Below are 15,576 nucleotides of genomic sequence, written 5' to 3' on the forward strand. Positions count from 1 at the left end.
CAGCCGGGCAGCCCGGCGGCGAGCAGCGCGGCGTACGCGGTCGAGCTGATGCCCGCGTTCTCTCCCTGCCACCAGTAGCCCGTCTCGTTCTCGTGCGGGTAGAAGAAGCTCGTCATCGGCGCCGCGCCGAGCGGCTGCACGTACTGGCGGGGGTAGCCGAAGGGGTTGGCGACCTCGTCGGCCAGGGTGACCGCGTCGCGCAGCAGCGTGAGGGCCAGCTCGCGTGCCAGGGCCGCCACCGGCGACGTGGGCAGCACCTCGGCGAAGCGGATGAGCGCCACCGCGGGCAGCCCGGGCTCGGCCGCGTGGAAGAACGGACGTCCCTCCACGTCACCCCGCAGGTAGCCGAACCCCCGCCCGGAATCGGTGTATCGGCCGGCCAGCGAGGCGGCTCGCCGTTCGGCCGCCTCCTCGAACACCGCCAGGTGCTCGCCGCCGAACCCGTGCCGTGCGGCGTTGGCCAGCTCGGCGGTGGCCATCAGGGCGCAGTAGTCGTCGATGACCGACTCCAGCCCGTCGTAGAGGTACTCGGCGTTGTGCTTCTCCAGGTGCAGGAATCCCCGATACGCGGCGGAGAAGTACTCCTCCGGCGAGAAGTCGCCATGGTCGTCCTGCGTGGCCGCCCTGGCCAGCGCGGCGATGGCCATCCCACCGCCCTGACGGTAGGCGGCCTGCCAGCGGGTGGTGCGTACGCTGTTCTGCAGCGGCGCGTTGATCACCCGTTCGCTGAGGTCCTTGGTGAGGGCGTCGAAGATGGCCGTGTAGAAGTAGCCTTCCTCGGCCTGGAACCGCACCAGGAAGTCCGCGCCGTACAGCCCCTCGTCGCGCATCCTGGCGCCCAGCGTACGGAACAGCTCCGGGTGGAGCGCGCGCAGGTGGTCGCGGGCGGCCAGGAACGCCCACGCGCACAGCGGGGTCTGCTGCGGGTTCATCATCCGGGTGTAGTTGAGGTGGCTGAGGAACTTGCTGTGGTCGCCCGAGGCGTCGAGCCAGCCGCCCCTGGCGTCCACTGTGCGTCCGGAGTCATCGAGGTAGAACCGGGCGTGCCGGTCTTTGCGCTCGATCTCGCCGCTGGAGCGCACCGCCTTGAAGTAGTACAGCACGTCGGACAGCGTCGAGTGGTGGATCCGGCGCTCTCCTATCTCGAACGGCGCCGAAGAGAAGGTCCCGTCGTCGGTGGCGACCTCCACCCGGTACCCGCCCGCGGCGCGTACGTGGCCGAAGTCCAGCCGGGCGAACAGCCCGGACGACCACCGGTCCACACGCCGCAAGGGGCCGGTGGTCTGCTCGGTCCTGGATCCGTCGTCGCCGACGAGGAACGCCGACCGGATCTCGGCGGGGCCGCGGGCGAGCACGACGGCCTTCTTCGATCCGGCGGCGTTATAGCCGAGGTGGCTGGTCAGGACGCTGAGCACTACGCGCCCTTCTCCGCCGCGATGCGCTCGGCGAAGTAGCGCGCCGAGCGCTTCGGGGTGCGCCTCTGGGTGTCGTAGTCCACACGCACGATGCCGAACCTGCGGTCGTACCCGTAGGCCCACTCGAAGTTGTCCATCAGCGACCAGGCGAAGTAGCCCTGCAGGTTGACGCCCTTGGCGCGGGCCGCGAGTGCGGCGTCGATGTGGGTGCGCAGGTAGCGCTCGCGGCCGGTGTCGTCCACGTAACCGTTCTCGTCGGCGACGTCGGGATAGGCGGCGCCGTTCTCGGTGATGTACCAGGCGGGGCCGGGGTAGTCGCGCTCCAGGCGCAGCAGCAGGTCGGTCAGCGCCTCCGGGGTGACCTCCCAGTCCATCGCGGTGCGCTCGACGTCGCGGTCCACCGTCGTGGACGCCGGCCAGCCGTTGTCCCCGGCCGGGGCGCCCCGCACGACCCGCGAGGTGTAGTAGTTGACGCCGAGCACGTCCACCGGCTGGTTGATCAGCTCCAGGTCACCGTCCAGCACCGGGAGCGGGCAGCCCAGGTCGGCCAGCTTGCCCGCGATGTCGGCGGGGTACTGCCCGCGCAGCAGCGGGTCGAGGTAGAGCCGGTTGCTCATGCCGTCGTCCCAGCGGGTCGCGGCCAGGTCGGCGGGCGAGTCACTGGCCGGGATCTTGTGCGAGAGGTTGAGCGTGATGCCTACCTCCAGGCCCTCGTCGCGGCCGGCGCCGGCGGCCCCGTCGCGGATGACCTTCGTGGCCAGACCGTGCCCGAGCAGCAGGTGGTGGATCGCGGCCATGCCGGCGCGGGCGTCCTTGCGGCCCGGCGCGTGCTGGCCGTACACGTAGCCGAGCATGGCCGAGCACCACGGCTCGTTCATGGTGGTCCACTGACTGATCCGGTCGCCGAGCGCGTCGTAGGCGATCCCGGCATAGTCGGCGAACCGGTAGGCGGTGTCGCGGGCCGGCCAGCCGCCGGCGTCCTCCAGCGCCTGAGGCAGGTCCCAGTGGTAGAGGGTGATCCATGGCTGGATGCCGGCTGCCAGCAGTTCGTCCACCAGGCGGTCGTAGAACGCGATCCCGGCCGGGTTGCCGGGGCCCGTCCCGTCCGGCTGGACTCGCGGCCAGGCCAGCGAGAAGCGGTACACGTCCACGCCCAGCTCCTTCATGAGCGCGACGTCCTGCGGCATCCGGTGGTAGTGGTCGCACGCGACCGCGCCGGTGTCGCCGCCCGACACGGCCCCCGGGGTGGCGCAGAAGGTGTCCCAGATGGAGGGGGTTCGCCCGTCCTCGTCTATGGCCCCCTCGATCTGGTACGACGAGGTGGCCACGCCCCAGAGGAACTTCTGTGTCATCGGTTGTGCTCTCCTCGCATTGGAATGGTCACGGCTCGCGTGAGATCGACTCGACCCACTTCTTGGTCTCCTCGATCCGTCCGGGCCCGGAGCGCCGCCAGACGCCCGTCCCGCCGGTCTGCCAGGGGTGAGGCCCGGCGAGTGGACGGTACTCCACGCCGAGGGCGTCCAGTCTGGCCAGGTGGGTCCTCAGGCGCTCCCCGAACTCGGCGGGGTCGGCGATGCCGCCGCTCCACAGCACCTCGGCGAGGGCGCACGCCCGCGGGAAGGCCAGATAGTCGAGATGCCGCTCGTGGGGTACCCACTCGCTCCAGACCTGCCATTGGCCGCCGAGCACCCGGGACCGCCGCTCGTCCGGCCATCCGGCCGGTGCGGGGGTGAAGGCGGCCACGTCGGCCAAGGCGATCGGGCCGCCTTCCGAACGCCGTTCCCCGGGCAGGTCGGACTGGTCGAAATTGAGGTAGGTGGGGAACAGCGGGGCGCGGACCACGTCGTGGGTCCGCGCGGCGCGTTCCGCCACCTCGTGGCCGCGCCAGGCCATGACGACCGTGTCGGGCAGCACGCCGCCGGTGACGAAGGCCTCGTCCCACACCACCATGCGCACGCCGCGCCCGGCGAGAAAACCGCCCAGCTCACGCAGGAAGTGACCGTGCATCTGGCGGGCCTCGGTGTACCCGTGCGCCGCCATCTCGGCCGCGATCGCCGGGTCTCCGGCCCACCAGCTCATGTCGCACTCGTCTCCGCCTAGGTGCAGGTAGGGCGTGCCGGTCGCGTCGAGGATCTCGCCGAGCACGTCCCGGAGGAAGGAGACCACCGGCCCGGTGGGGCTGATCGAGGAACCACCCGCCCAGACGGTGTCCAGCACGGCCTGCTCCTCGCCCGGGCGGCCCAGCTCGGGATAGGCGGCGCGCAGCGCGGATGTGTGGCCGGGCACGTCGATCTCGGGCACCACGACGATCCCCTGGGAACGCGCGTACGCCGAGATCTCGGCCAGGTCGTCGAGGGTGTAGTAGCCGCCGTGCGGGGTGCCGTCCAAAACCCCGTCCGGGCCGAGCCTGGTGGCCGGGCGCCAGGCGCCGACCTCGTGCAGGCGCGGGTGCAGGCGGCTCTCCACCCGCCAGCCCTGGTCGTCGGACAGGTGCAGGTGGAGCCGGTTGTAACGGTGGAGGGCCAGCAGGTCGACGTAGCGCAGCACGGTGCGCTTGGGGAAGAAGTGCCGCGCCACGTCGAGCATCGCGCCGCGCCAGCCGTACGCCGGAGCGTCGATCACCCTGCCGAACGGTACGGTCCAGCCGCCGGGAGGCGCGCCCGCGCTGCGCCAGATCTCCGCGGGGAGAAGCTGGCGGAGAGTGGTCAGCGCGCCGGCCACGCCTTCGAGATCGCCTGCTTCGACGATGACACCCTCTTCGGAGACCTGGAGGGAGTAGCCGCCGGGCGGGCGGCCGGCGGAGACCTCCACCACCAGCCGAGCGGTCTCGGTGGTATTTCGAGGTCTGCTCGCCTCCGGCTGTGCCGCTGGGCGAAGGCCGGACAGAAACCGCCGGGCGAGTGACGCCACCTCAGCCGACCCAGTCACCTTAAGCGGCATTTCCGCACTTAAAAGACATATGCCGGGGTGCGGCTCGACCGTCGCCGGGCGCGGCAGCAGTGAGGAATAGGCGTTCATGACACGTTCCCACCGTCGAATTGGATGGCCTGCCAGACCGCGTGACAGGTCGTCTTATGGCGGCGAAGGTACTAGTTGTCTTAGTTTGGCGCAAGTGGTATCTTCCCGGTACTTCATTGGTATTTCACCTGGTCGGGAGCGTACTCAGCGGTCCACAGGCCCATGGAGAGGTGATCATGGCGGTCGATCAGACCTTGCCTCGGGTGAATCCCCCACCCGAGACCAAGCTCCGCACCTCACGGAAGGTGCCGTTCCTGGCCAGACTCTGGCGGGATTCACCACTGCTCGTCATGATCGCGCCCGCAGTGATCATCTTGCTGCTCTTCACGTATGTCCCGCTCCTGGGCAGCGTGATCGCGTTCATGGACTACGTGCCCTTCCTGGGCTTCACCGGGTCGGAGTGGGTGGGCTGGGCCAACTTCACCTCGCTGTTCTCCGACTCCGCGTTCTGGAACGCGCTGTGGAACACCGCGCAGATCACCTTCCTGCAGATCGTGCTCTTCTTTCCGGTGCCGATCCTGCTGGCGGTCCTGCTGAACACCATCGCGATGCCGATGGTGAAGAAGTTCGTGCAGTCGGTGATCTACCTGCCGCACTTCCTGTCCTGGGTGATCATCGTCGCGCTGTTCCAGCAGATCCTCGGCGGAGACGGTGTCCTGAGCAGGTTCCTCGTCACGCACGGGATGACGCCGTTGCAGGTCATGTCCAACCCGGACGCCTTCAAGCTGCTGCTCACCACGCAGGCCATCTGGAAGGACGCGGGCTGGGGGACGATCATCTTCCTGGCCGCCATCGCGGCCATCAACCCCGGCCTGTACGAGGCCGCCACCATCGACGGCGCGGGCGCCTGGCAGCGGTTCTGGCACGTCACACTGCCCGGGATGCGGCCGATCATCGTGCTGTTGCTGATCCTTCGGCTGGGCGACGCCCTGACCGTCGGCTTCGAGCAGATCCTGCTCCAGCGGGACGCGGTCGGCCCGGGAGCCGCCGAAGTGCTGGACACCTTCACGTACTTCAACGGCGTCGTGGACGGGAACTGGGGGACCGCGACCGCCGCGGGCCTGCTCAAAGGCGTTGTCAGCCTCCTGCTCGTACTCGCCGCCAACAAACTCGCCCACCGGCTCGGAGAGGAGGGCGTTTACCGGCGATGAACACCCGTCCCGTATGGCTGGGCAAACCCAAGCCGATCGCCGTCGCCCTTAAGGCGCTCGCCATCGCGATCACCTGCGCCGTGGTCATCTTCCCCTTCCTCGTCGTCATCTCCACGAGCCTGGCGACCAAGCAGCAGATCGACGCCAACGGCGGCTACGTCATCTGGCCGACGCAGATCTCCTTCGAGGCCTACAAACAGATCTTCAACGGCACGCAGGTGTCGCGGTCCATCGTGATCAGCGTCGGAGTGACGACGGTGGGCACCGCCGTCAGCCTCCTGTGCACGGTGCTGGCCGCTTACGGTCTGAGCCGCAGAGGGTCGCTCTTCCAGCGCGGCCTGCTGTCCTTCGTGCTGTTCACCCTGCTCTTCGCGCCCGGCATGATCCCGGTGTACCTGATGGTCAAGCAGCTGGGCATGCTCAACACGTACTGGTCGCTGATCATCCCCACCGCGGTGAGCGCGTTCAACATCGTGATCATCCGTGGTTTCATCCAGGCGATACCGCAGGAGCTGTTCGACGCGGCGCGCATGGACGGCGCCGGCGAATGGCGCATTCTCCGGTCCATCGTGCTGCCCAATTCAAAGGCCGTCATCGCGGTGGTGGGCCTTTTCATCGCGGTCGGTTACTGGAACAACTATTTCGGCCCGCTGCTGTATCTGAACGACACGCAGATGTGGCCGCTACAGCTTGTCATGCGCACGTTCGTACTGGACAACAACGTCACGACCAATGCGCAGGCCATTCCCGGATACGTGGCACCTCCCGCGCAGTCCGTGCAGATGGCGCTAGTGGCCATCGCCACGCTGCCGATCCTGTGTGTCTATCCCTTCCTGACGAAACACATGTCCAAGGGAATGCTCGCCGGGGCCATCAAGGGTTAATGGAAACCGTAAAGGAAGACATCATGGGTACCACAGATCGAGTCACCCGCAGATCCCTGCTGAGAAGCGCGGGCCTGGCCGCGGCGCTCGTGCCGGTCGGCGGAGTGCTCGCCGCGTGCGGCTCCGGTTCGGAGGGCGGGAGCGGCGGCTCGGCGAGCGCGGGCGACGCGGGCAAGGCGGCGCCGATGCCGGCGTACGTGCCGCCGAACAAGCCCAAGCCGTTGCTTGAGGGCAACGCGAAGGGCGTCATGGACGTCTACGAGTCCTTCCCCATGGACGGGCCGGCGACGGTGACGGGGCCGATCGGCGACGGCAGCGACTTCAACGTCATGATCATGACCTTCGGGCAGCCGGCCCCGCCGCTGGGTGAGAACGTCTACTGGCAGCTTCTGAACAAGGAGCTCAACCTCAACGTCAAGCCGGTTCAGGTGCCCTTCGCCGATTTCACGACGAAGTTCCCCGCCCTGGTCGCCGGTGACGACCTGCCGGAGTTCGTCTCCCTGCCGCTGTTCCAGAACGTCGCCCGCCTGCCGCAGCTGGCCGAGGCGCAGTTCACCGACCTGAGCGAGTTCCTCGCCGGCGACGCGGTCAAGAAGTACCCCAACCTGGCCGGCATTCAGGAGGCGGGCTGGCTCAACGGCTACCTCAACGGCCGGATCTACGGCGTGCCCAAGTCCGACCCCGTGTTCACCACGCAGATCTACACCAAGACGGACGTCATCAAGGCGGCGGGCGCCAACCCGCAGCCGAAGAACCTCCAGGAGTTCCGCGACCTGGCCAAGGCGGTCACCAACCCCAAGGCCGGTGTCTACGCCTTCGGCGGCAACATCGCGAACTTCCTGATGATGATGTTCGGCGTGCCCAACAAGTGGACGCGCAAGAGCGACGGCACCTTCGTCTCCGCCTACGAGCACGAGGCGTTCATCCCGGCCGTCTCGGAGTTGGCCGCGCTGTACAAGAGCGGCGTCTTCCACCCGGACACGGCCACGCTGATCGACAACAAGGTGCAGCGTGACGCGCTCTTCCGGTCGGGCAAGCTCGCGATGGTCCACGACGGCAACCGCGCGTTCGGCATCGTCGCCGACGACAACAAGCTCGTGTTCGACATCATGATGCCGTTCGGCAAGGACGGCGGGAACGCCGTGCACTGGACCGGCAACGGCGCCTACGCGATGACGATGATCAAGAAGACGACCGACAAGAAGAGGATCGACCTCTTCCTCAAGGTGCTCGACTACATCTCGGCCCCGTTCGGCGCCAGGGAGTCGTTCGTCATGAGCTACGGGGTCAAGGGCGAGGACTACACGGTCAAGGACGGCGTGGCCGTGCTGACCACCCGAGGGCAGCGCGAGCAGGACCTCGGCCTGGCCTACATCGCGGGCGGCCCCCAGGTGCTGTGCAACCCGCAGGGCGCCCCGGGCGTGGACAAGCTGAACTACGACTGGCAGCAGAAGGTGGTCCCGACACTGCTCGACGATCCCGCCGTGCACCTGTACTCGCAGACCTTCAACTCCAAGGGCGCCGCCCTGGAGAAGCAGATGCAGGACGCGATCGTCGCGGTGTTCCTCGGCCGGGAGCCGGCCTCCAGCCTGACCTCCGCGGTGCAGAAGTGGAAGGCCGGGGGCGGCGACCAGATGGCCAAGGAATACGCGCAGGCACGCTGATGAGCGGACCGGCGGACTGCGGAAAGGTATCCGGATGAAGTTGAGACACTCGCCGTCGGCGCTGGTGATCGTCGAGGGCACCGACCTCCACCACGACCTGCTCGGCGCGGCGCTGGCGCTACAGGAGATCGTGATCGAGGGCGGTCTGCCCGCGGCACGCGCCGTCGGCCTGGACCGGTTCGTCGACCCGATGCCGGCCACCTCCGAGGCCGACGTCTACGTGCTCTACCGCTCGTCAGTCACCTTCGAGCCGGCCCAGCAGGAGGCGCTGTCGGCGCTCGTGGCGGCCGGCAAGGGGCTGGTCGCGGTGCACGCGAGCAACCTGTTCGGGTTCGGGCCGGGCGGCCTGGCAGCGGACCGGGCGGCGTACGAACTGGTGGGCTCCCGGTACGTGTCGCACGGCGACGCGGGCTCGGAGGGCCGGATCGAGGTCACGGTGCGAGGGGACCACCCCGTGACCAGGTACCTGGATGACTTCGCCATCGACGACGAGTACTACGTGCTGGACTACGCGCCGGACGTCCAGGTGCTGGCCGAGCGGCCGGCAGGCGAAGGGACCGAGCCGGTCGCCTACGTGCGCGAGCACGGCGCGGGCCGGGTGTGCTACACGGCCCTCGGCCACGACGCGCGGGCGTGGGGCAATCCGTGGTTCCGCCAGCTCATCAGGCAGGCCACTCTCTGGGCGGCGGGCGTCGACGATGACATGATCGCCTCCTGGTCCACCCGCTGGCCGCTGGGCAATGCCCGGTTCATCGGTGCCGCGACATGAGCGGGCACATCGCACCGCCGGTCGCGGCGCAGCTGTGGTCGCTGCACGAGGACGCCGCCAAGGACCTGCTCGGCGTGCTGGAACGCGTGGCGGAGATCGGCTACGCCGCGGTCGAGCCGATCAGCCTGTACGGCAACGCGCCGTCGGCCGTACGGGGCGCGCTGGACCGCCTTGGCCTGGACGTGTGCAGCACGCACGTTCCGTTCCCGTCCGGAGACGACGCGCCGGCCATCCTGGACACCTGCCAGGAGCTGGGCGTCGCGACGCTGGTGTGGAGCCTGGAACCGGAGGAGTTCACCACGCTCGGCGGCGTCCTCGCGGGGGCCGAGCGGATCAACCGGGCAGCCGCCAACGCGACCGCGCGGGGCATGCGAATCGCCTACCACAACCACTACGCCGAGTTCGTCAACGTGTTCGACGGCCGGCGGGCGTACGACATCCTGCTCGGCGAGCTGGACCCGGCGGTGGTCGTGGAGCTGGACACGTACTGGGTGGCCACGGCCGGCCTGGACCCGGCGCAGGTGGCCGCCGGGCTCGGCGACCGTCTGGTGTTCACGCACCTCAAGGACGGCCCGGCCACGGGCATGGACGACTACATGGTGCCCTTCGGCGAGGGGACGGTCGACGTGGCGGCGGCCGCGCGGGCCAACCCCGCGGTCAAATGGCACATCGTCGAGGCCGACCGCTCCCGCCAGGACATGTACGGGCTGCTGCGTGCCTGCTACGACTTCCTCGTCGGGGCCGGGCTCGCGACCGGCCGGCGTCCCGCCGGTACGCCATGAGCGGGCCACGGGTGCTCCTGCTCGGGGGCACGGGAGTGATCAGCGCCGCCTGCGCGCGCCGGTTCGCCTCCGAGGGCTTCGACCTGACGGTCCTGACCAGGGGCCGCACCAACTCGCGGCCGCTGCCGGACGGCGTGCGGAGGCTGACCGCCGACGTGCACGACGACGCGTCCATGCACGCGGCTCTGGGCGCGGAGACCTTCGACGCCGTCGTCAACTTCGTCGGCTACGCTCCCGCCGACATCACCACGGACGTGGCGAGGTACGGCGGGCGCACCGGGCAGTACGTGTTCATTTCGACCGGCTCGGTGTACGCCCGCCCGGCGCCCCTCCTGCCGATCACGGAGTCGTCGGCGCGCCGTGCGGGGGGCTTCGACTATCCGGCACAAAAGCTGCGTTGCGAGGAGGAGCTGGAGCGGTCCTACCGGTACGAGGGTTTCCCGGCGACGATCGTGCGGGCGGCGCACGTCTATGACGAGACGGTGTTCCCCACGCTGGCGGGCTGGACGGTCATCGACCGCTGGCGGCGCGGCAGGCCGGCCATCGTGCACGGGGACGGCACCTCGCTGTGGAGCCTCACGCACGCCGGCGACTTCGCCCGCGCGCTGGCCGGAATCGTCGCCCGTCGCGCCGCCGTGGGAGAGAGCGTGCACATCACCTCCGACGAACTGCTCACCTGGGACGAGATTCACTTCTGCCTCGCCCGGGCCGCCGGGGTTGAACCGGCCATCGTGCACCGGTCCAGCGCGGACATCGGCCGCGAAATCGAGTGGATGGGCACCGTCCTGCAAGAGGATTTCCGGCACTCGGTGATTTATGACAATTCCAAGATTAAGCAGCTCGTTCCAGGTTTCTCGGCTCTCGTGCCATTCGAGCGGGGAGCCCGGGAGATTCTCCGATGGTTCGACGTGGACTCGTCAAGGCAGCAGGTAGACGCGGAGCTGGACGCCGCCTTCGACCGTCTGGCCGGAGATTGTGATGGATAATGGTATCCGGCGCGGATCCGGGATGAGAATGCCACAATGTTCGCCAGCGACAGAAGCGGGGGCAGGGGAGGACATGGATAGGGTGGACACGTCCTCTCAGACGTCCCTCTTCGCGTCGGACAATCCTGAGCCATTGTGGGTTCAGGCGGCTGAGCTGATCGAGCGCCGGGTGCGGGAGGGCGTCCTGCCCGCCGGTCGGCGGCTGCCTGCCGAGCGGGAGCTCTGCGCCCAGCTCGGCATCAGCAGGGTGACGCTCCGGCGCGCCCTCCAGCACCTGGTCGAGCGCGGCGTCATGCGCTCCTCGCACGGCCGCGGATGGTACGTCGCGGCCCGCTCCGACCGCGAGTGGCCCAACTCCCTGGAATCCTTCACCGAGACGGCCCGCCGCAAGGGCCTGGTACCCACCTCTCGAGTGTTGCACGCCAAGATCGAGCAGGCGTCCCTGGACGAGGCGGACGAGTTCGGCGTGGCGGCCGGCACCGAGCTCTTCGTCCTCAAACGGGTGCGCATGCTGGACGGCGTGCCGATAGCAGTGGACTCCTCCCGGGTGGTGGCCGGCCTGGTCCCCGGGATCACCTCCGTCGACTTCACCCGCGCGTCGCTGGTGGAGGAGCTGGCCGCGGCGGGCGCCGAGCCGGTCGTGGCCGAGTCCACCATCGAGGCCAGGGGCTGCGACGAGGAGTTCGCCGAGCCGCTGGAGCTCAAGACCGGCGATCCCGTCCTGATCATGAACCAGTCCATGACGGACGCCCTCGGCCGGGTCGTGCTCGTCTCGACCATCACGTACCGGGGCGACCGCTACCGGCTGCGCACCTCGTTCATGCGAGGTGGAACCGGGGGCACCTCCTGACCGGTCGTTAGGTCCCGCGCTCTTCGCCGAAGTGGCGACGCGGGTGGCGCCACGCCCCCACGTGGCCGTCGAGGACAGACGCCGGTGCAGAAGGACGCCCGCGCCAGACCAACCACAGACACACCCCTTCACGGTATTCCGTGGTATTGGGTGGTATTACGTGGGTTTTACGATTGCCGCTGGACACATGCCCGCGGTGTGATCATTGAGAGGAAGACATGACCGGGGTGAGAATCCCCTATCTGGAAGGGCGAGCGGGCCAACCGGCCGCGCTGGAGCGGGTCGCGGCCAGAGTCGCGGCCCAGCTCGGCGAGGAAGGCGGTGTGCTCGCCTCGGCGTCACGCCCCGTCTTCGTCGGCATCGGAGCCAGCTACGCGGCGCTCGCCCTGCCGGTCGCGCTGCTCGCCGAGGGCGGGATCCTCGCCCGGCGGGAGCTGGCCGGCGAGACCGGTTCCGGCCTCGCGTTCACCGGGGCGGATCTGGTGCTCGGCGTCTCGCAATCGGGACGCAGCGCGGAGACCGTCGAAGCGCTGGACCTCCTACCCGGCGGTCGCCGGGCAGCGGTGGTGAACGTCGTGCCCTCACGCCTCAGCCAGGCCGTGGAACACTGCGTCGACCTGGGCAACGAGCCCGACAGCTACGCCTCCACCATCGGGTATACCGGCACCCTGGTCGCGCTCACCATGATCGCGCGGACGCTGCTCGGGGTGCCGGTGGCCGAGGCCGCGCGGGAGTGGACCGGGGTCGGGGCCGAGCTGGAGCGGTACGAGGCCGCGCTGGCTCCGGTGGTGGACGAGGTGGCCCGCCAGGCCGCCGGCGTGGTGGCCGCCGACGTCGTCTCCTCCGGGGCGTTCCGCGCCGTCTCCGAGTCCGGCGCCCTGCTGCTGCGCGAGGTGTGCCGGGTACCCGCCTCCGCCCTGGTCACCCGTAACTACCTGCACGGCGAGATGGAGTCGGCGGGCGAGACCCTGCACGTGATCATCGGCGACGGGCGGGAGCTGGAACTGGCCAGAAGCCTGGCCGCGGCCGATCACCACACGCTCTGCGTCACCTCCGCCGACCTCGCCTCCTCTGGTTACCTGCACGTAGTGCCGATCCCGCCCGCGGCCTCGCTCCCGATGCGCGTCCTCTTCGCCGAGGCCGTGCTGCAGCGCCTGGCAGGCTCCCTGGCCCAGGCGCGTGGGGTCGAGATCGAGGACTTCGTCTTCCACAACAGCGATACCAAGATCGAGGAACCCGTCGGATGAGCCGGGTCGTGATCGGCGTCGACGTCGGCGGCACGAAGACGCGGATGCGGCTCCTGGACCTGGCCGCCGGCCAGGTCGCCGGAGACCGTACGGTGCCGAGCACCGGCTGGCAGACCCGATCGCTGTCCGGCGCCGCGACCTGGCTGGCGCAGCGGATCGCCGCCGTGCCGAGACCCGGCGACGAAGTGGTGCGGGTCGTGGCCGGAGCGCACGGCTGCGAGACCCCCGAGCAGTGTGACCTGCTGGAACGAGAGCTGGAGGCGGCCCTCGGCATGCCGGTGACCGTGGTCAACGACGCCGAGCTCCTTGTCCCGGCGGCCGGGCTGACCGCGGGAATCGGCCTGATCGCGGGTACCGGCTCGGTGGCTGTTGGCAGGCATCGCGAGACCGCCGCCCGCCTGTCGGCCGGCGGGTGGGGCTGGGTGCTCGGCGACGACGGCTCCGGCTCCGCGCTGGTCCGCGATGCGGCCCGCGCGGTACTCGCCCGAGCCGACGACGGTGCCCCGCTCGAACCGCTCGGCCGGGCCCTGCTGCGCTCCTACGGCGTGCCCGGCCTGCCCGAACTGGCCGCCGCGATGAGCTGGGACGGCGGCGTGGAGACGTGGGCCGACCACGCGCCCGCCGTCTTCGCCGCCGCAGCCGAAGGCTCCGTTCTGGCGCAGGAGGTGATCCGCCGGGGTGGCGCGGGGCTGGCCCACCTGGTGGAGTGCCTGGCCCGCCGGGGCGCCGACACCGGTGCCGTGGTGGCGGCGGGCGGGGTGATCGTCGCCCAGCCGACGCTCTTCGCGGCATTCGAGAAGGAGCTGGCGGTCCGGCTCCCCGGGGTGGCCACGACGTTGCTGCGTACCCCACCGGTCGCCGGGGCAGTCGAGCTGGCCCGCCGTAGGACTTGAGGAGGACATGTGCGATACGCGCAGGTGGTCTCAGCCGGCCACTCGCAGATCGTCGAGGCCGCCGACCTGCCGCCCGGCGGCGGTGAGGTGCGGGTACGGACCCTGGCGTCCGGAGTCTGCGCCTCGGAAGGGCCCGCCTGGGCACGCCACGACGGGCCCCGGCCGCTGCGGCTGGGACACGAGTTGACGGGTGAGGTCGTGGCGCTCGGGCCCGGAGTGCACGGCTGGTCGGTGGGCGACCGGGTCACCGGTTTCGCCTCCCCGGCCTTCGCTGACATGGTGAACACCCCCGCCGCGGCGCTGCTTCCCGTGCCGGCCAACGTACCGAGCCTGGCGGCCCTCGGCGAGCCGCTGGCCTGCGTCGTCGAAGCGCTTTCGCGATGCGCGCTCACCCCCGGGCAGCGGGTCGCCGTCGTCGGGCTCGGCTTCATGGGGCTCATCGCGGTGCAGGTGGCGGCCGGCCGCGCACCTGCCCGGCTGGTCGGCGTCGATCCGCTGCCGCACACGCGGGACCTGGCGCTGGCGCTGGGCGCCGACGAGGTCCGCGCACCAGAGGAGGCGGCCGACTTCGCCGCGGGTTTCGACGTGGTCATCGAGTTCTCCGGCAAGGCCCCCGGCCTGAAACTGGCGGGCGACCTGGTCACCCGGCACGGCACGCTGTGCGTGGCCGGCTACCACCAGGACGGCCCGCGGGAGCTGGACATCGAGCTCTGGTATCGCAGTGTGACCATCGTCAACGGCTTCAGCGGCGACCGCTGGCGGGTCATGGCGGCACTGAACGAAGGCCTGCGGCTGATGGCGGACCGGCGGCTCACCCTCGAGCCCCTGGTCACCCACACCGTCTCCCTTGACGACGTTGACCGGGGCTTCGGCTATCTCACCGAACGTCCCGCGGGCTTCGTCAAATGCGTCGTCACGCCCTGACGGCCACGCCGGCGGGGACGCGCGTCTGCAGCACCTCGAACCAGACCGTCGTCGTGCCGGCCTCGCGGGTGAAGCCCCAGCGGTGGCTGAGCGCCTCGATCAGCGGCAGGCCGCGCCCGCCGGTCGACTGCGCGCTCGTACGGCACACGCACGGCGGCCCGTCCGACCCGGCGTCCGACACGAGCACCCGCACCGCCGTCTCGGAGCTGGTCACGGTCACCGTGAACGAGCCGCCCGCCCCGGACCTGGTGTGCAGGATCGCGTTCGTGGCCAGCTCGCTGGTGAGCAGCGCCACGTCGTCGTACAGGGGATGGTCGCGGCCGAGCGCGGCCGTCACTAGTCCCCTGGCCGTGGACACCTGCGACGGAACACCTGGCAGGCTCATCACCAGGTCCCCGGAGCCGTTTCCGTCGAGGCGATGAAAGTCCGGCGGTGCCACGGCGACCTCCCCCAAATCGGCGACGTTATGAGACGCGCCGACGGGGCACCGGAGATTATCGCGAAAAGGTAGGAAAGGCCTTGCCCATGGTCGCCTGCGCGACAGGGGACGCCGACCGAGTACGCTGCGATCGACGAGTCGTCTAGACCCGTGGGGGAAAGCGTGGGAGGTCGCGTGAGCAGCCTCGAGGCCGTCTGGGTGCAACCGTACGACCGGCCGGGGGCCGCGGTCGTGACCGGCGTCTTCGACATCCTGCACGTGGGCCACGTGCGCTACCTGCGGGCGGTGGCCGAACGAGGGCTGCCGCTCGTCGTCGGCGTCGAGGACGATCCGCGGGTGCGGGCGTGGAAGGGGCCGAGCCGTCCGCTCAACCCCGCGGAGGAGCGGGCCGAGGTGCTGGCCGCCCTCCGCTTCGTGACGGGCGTGTTCATCGTCACAGGGCCGCACGAGGCGCACGGGCCCGAGGACTACATCGATCTGCTGGCTCCCATGCGTCCGGGGGCGCTCGCGCACACGGCGGGTGACCCGCACGCGGGCGCCCGCGCAGCCGCGGC

15 protein-coding genes are annotated in these 15,576 nt (G+C 69.9%); 11 read left to right on the forward strand and 4 right to left on the reverse strand.

Annotated features, from left to right (window positions below; genetic code table 11):
- From AB0J09_RS34175 to AB0J09_RS34185, 3 genes are all read right to left on the reverse strand, one after another.
- On the reverse strand, positions 1 to 1,415 hold a 1,415-nt coding region (locus tag AB0J09_RS34175; protein WP_360699912.1), incomplete at its 3' end, for a glycoside hydrolase family 9 protein.
- On the reverse strand, positions 1,415 to 2,767 hold the full coding sequence (locus tag AB0J09_RS34180; protein WP_360699915.1) for a GH1 family beta-glucosidase: 1,353 nt from the start codon (positions 2,765 to 2,767) through the stop codon (positions 1,415 to 1,417). The genes AB0J09_RS34180 and AB0J09_RS34175, both read right to left, overlap by 1 nt.
- Positions 2,768 to 2,795: 28 nt before the next feature.
- Complete coding sequence (locus AB0J09_RS34185) at positions 2,796 to 4,433, reverse strand: beta-N-acetylhexosaminidase (protein ID WP_360699918.1); 1,638 nt, start codon at positions 4,431 to 4,433, stop codon at positions 2,796 to 2,798.
- Between the two features lie 176 nt (positions 4,434 to 4,609).
- Here AB0J09_RS34185 and AB0J09_RS34190 point away from each other — a divergent pair, with 176 nt between their 5' ends.
- From AB0J09_RS34190 to AB0J09_RS34235, 10 genes are all read left to right on the forward strand, one after another.
- Complete coding sequence (locus AB0J09_RS34190) at positions 4,610 to 5,584, forward strand: ABC transporter permease subunit (RefSeq protein ID WP_360699921.1); 975 nt, start codon at positions 4,610 to 4,612, stop codon at positions 5,582 to 5,584.
- The gene (locus AB0J09_RS34195) at positions 5,581 to 6,468 is read left to right on the forward strand and encodes a carbohydrate ABC transporter permease (RefSeq protein WP_360699924.1); all 888 of its coding nucleotides are present in this window, start codon (positions 5,581 to 5,583) and stop codon (positions 6,466 to 6,468) included. Before AB0J09_RS34190 ends, AB0J09_RS34195 begins: the two co-directional genes overlap by 4 nt.
- Positions 6,469 to 6,491: 23 nt before the next feature.
- Complete coding sequence (locus AB0J09_RS34200) at positions 6,492 to 8,132, forward strand: hypothetical protein (RefSeq protein ID WP_360699926.1); 1,641 nt, start codon at positions 6,492 to 6,494, stop codon at positions 8,130 to 8,132.
- 34 nt (positions 8,133 to 8,166) lie between these two features.
- Positions 8,167 to 8,901: a ThuA domain-containing protein gene (locus AB0J09_RS34205; RefSeq protein ID WP_360699929.1), complete on the forward strand. Its 735-nt coding sequence runs from the start codon at positions 8,167 to 8,169 to the stop codon at positions 8,899 to 8,901.
- A complete protein-coding gene (locus tag AB0J09_RS34210) occupies positions 8,898 to 9,683 on the forward strand; it encodes a sugar phosphate isomerase/epimerase (RefSeq protein ID WP_360699932.1) in 786 nt (261 codons plus the stop codon). The genes AB0J09_RS34205 and AB0J09_RS34210 overlap by 4 nt, the downstream gene beginning before the upstream one ends.
- Complete coding sequence (locus AB0J09_RS34215) at positions 9,680 to 10,669, forward strand: NAD-dependent epimerase/dehydratase family protein (protein WP_360699935.1); 990 nt, start codon at positions 9,680 to 9,682, stop codon at positions 10,667 to 10,669. The genes AB0J09_RS34210 and AB0J09_RS34215 overlap by 4 nt, the downstream gene beginning before the upstream one ends.
- Before the next feature lie 73 nt (positions 10,670 to 10,742).
- Positions 10,743 to 11,519, forward strand: coding sequence for a GntR family transcriptional regulator (locus AB0J09_RS34220; RefSeq protein ID WP_360699939.1), 777 nt, complete (start codon positions 10,743 to 10,745; stop codon positions 11,517 to 11,519).
- A gap of 218 nt (positions 11,520 to 11,737) precedes the next feature.
- Positions 11,738 to 12,766, forward strand: a complete 1,029-nt coding sequence (locus tag AB0J09_RS34225) for an SIS domain-containing protein (RefSeq protein WP_360699942.1) — start codon at positions 11,738 to 11,740, stop codon at positions 12,764 to 12,766.
- Positions 12,763 to 13,659 carry a BadF/BadG/BcrA/BcrD ATPase family protein gene (locus AB0J09_RS34230; protein ID WP_360699945.1) on the forward strand — a complete coding sequence of 299 codons (897 nt, stop codon included), beginning with the start codon at positions 12,763 to 12,765 and terminating at the stop codon, positions 13,657 to 13,659. Before AB0J09_RS34225 ends, AB0J09_RS34230 begins: the two co-directional genes overlap by 4 nt.
- A gap of 9 nt (positions 13,660 to 13,668) precedes the next feature.
- Entirely contained in the window at positions 13,669 to 14,583 is a 915-nt protein-coding gene (locus AB0J09_RS34235) for a zinc-binding dehydrogenase (RefSeq protein ID WP_360699949.1), read from the forward strand.
- On the opposite strand, the gene AB0J09_RS34240 is transcribed toward AB0J09_RS34235, so the two are convergent.
- Positions 14,573 to 15,022 carry an ATP-binding protein gene (locus AB0J09_RS34240; RefSeq protein ID WP_360699952.1) on the reverse strand — a complete coding sequence of 150 codons (450 nt, stop codon included), beginning with the start codon at positions 15,020 to 15,022 and terminating at the stop codon, positions 14,573 to 14,575. The genes AB0J09_RS34235 and AB0J09_RS34240 overlap by 11 nt on opposite strands.
- Before the next feature lie 174 nt (positions 15,023 to 15,196).
- Here AB0J09_RS34240 and AB0J09_RS34245 point away from each other — a divergent pair.
- Positions 15,197 to 15,576, forward strand: a 380-nt coding sequence (locus AB0J09_RS34245) for an adenylyltransferase/cytidyltransferase family protein (RefSeq protein ID WP_360699955.1), incomplete at its 3' end; no start/stop codon positions are given.

Source organism: Nonomuraea sp. NPDC049784 (assembly GCF_040659615.1).
In the GTDB taxonomy this organism is placed as follows: domain Bacteria; phylum Actinomycetota; class Actinomycetes; order Streptosporangiales; family Streptosporangiaceae; genus Nonomuraea.

What these genes read in the sequence shown, in the direction of transcription:
- AB0J09_RS34215 (WP_360699935.1), top strand. Translation starts at nt 9,680, where the DNA reads ATGAGCGGGCCACGGGTGCTCCTGCTCGGGGGCACGGGAGTGATCAGC.
- AB0J09_RS34185 (WP_360699918.1), bottom strand. Translation starts at nt 4,433, where the DNA reads ATGAACGCCTATTCCTCACTGCTGCCGCGCCCGGCGACGGTCGAGCCG.
- AB0J09_RS34195 (WP_360699924.1), top strand. Translation starts at nt 5,581, where the DNA reads ATGAACACCCGTCCCGTATGGCTGGGCAAACCCAAGCCGATCGCCGTC.
- AB0J09_RS34190 (WP_360699921.1), top strand. Translation starts at nt 4,610, where the DNA reads ATGGCGGTCGATCAGACCTTGCCTCGGGTGAATCCCCCACCCGAGACC.
- AB0J09_RS34210 (WP_360699932.1), top strand. Translation starts at nt 8,898, where the DNA reads ATGAGCGGGCACATCGCACCGCCGGTCGCGGCGCAGCTGTGGTCGCTG.
- AB0J09_RS34225 (WP_360699942.1), top strand. Translation starts at nt 11,738, where the DNA reads ATGACCGGGGTGAGAATCCCCTATCTGGAAGGGCGAGCGGGCCAACCG.
- AB0J09_RS34180 (WP_360699915.1), bottom strand. Translation starts at nt 2,767, where the DNA reads ATGACACAGAAGTTCCTCTGGGGCGTGGCCACCTCGTCGTACCAGATC.
- AB0J09_RS34200 (WP_360699926.1), top strand. Translation starts at nt 6,492, where the DNA reads ATGGGTACCACAGATCGAGTCACCCGCAGATCCCTGCTGAGAAGCGCG.
- AB0J09_RS34230 (WP_360699945.1), top strand. Translation starts at nt 12,763, where the DNA reads ATGAGCCGGGTCGTGATCGGCGTCGACGTCGGCGGCACGAAGACGCGG.
- AB0J09_RS34205 (WP_360699929.1), top strand. Translation starts at nt 8,167, where the DNA reads ATGAAGTTGAGACACTCGCCGTCGGCGCTGGTGATCGTCGAGGGCACC.
- AB0J09_RS34220 (WP_360699939.1), top strand. Translation starts at nt 10,743, where the DNA reads ATGGATAGGGTGGACACGTCCTCTCAGACGTCCCTCTTCGCGTCGGAC.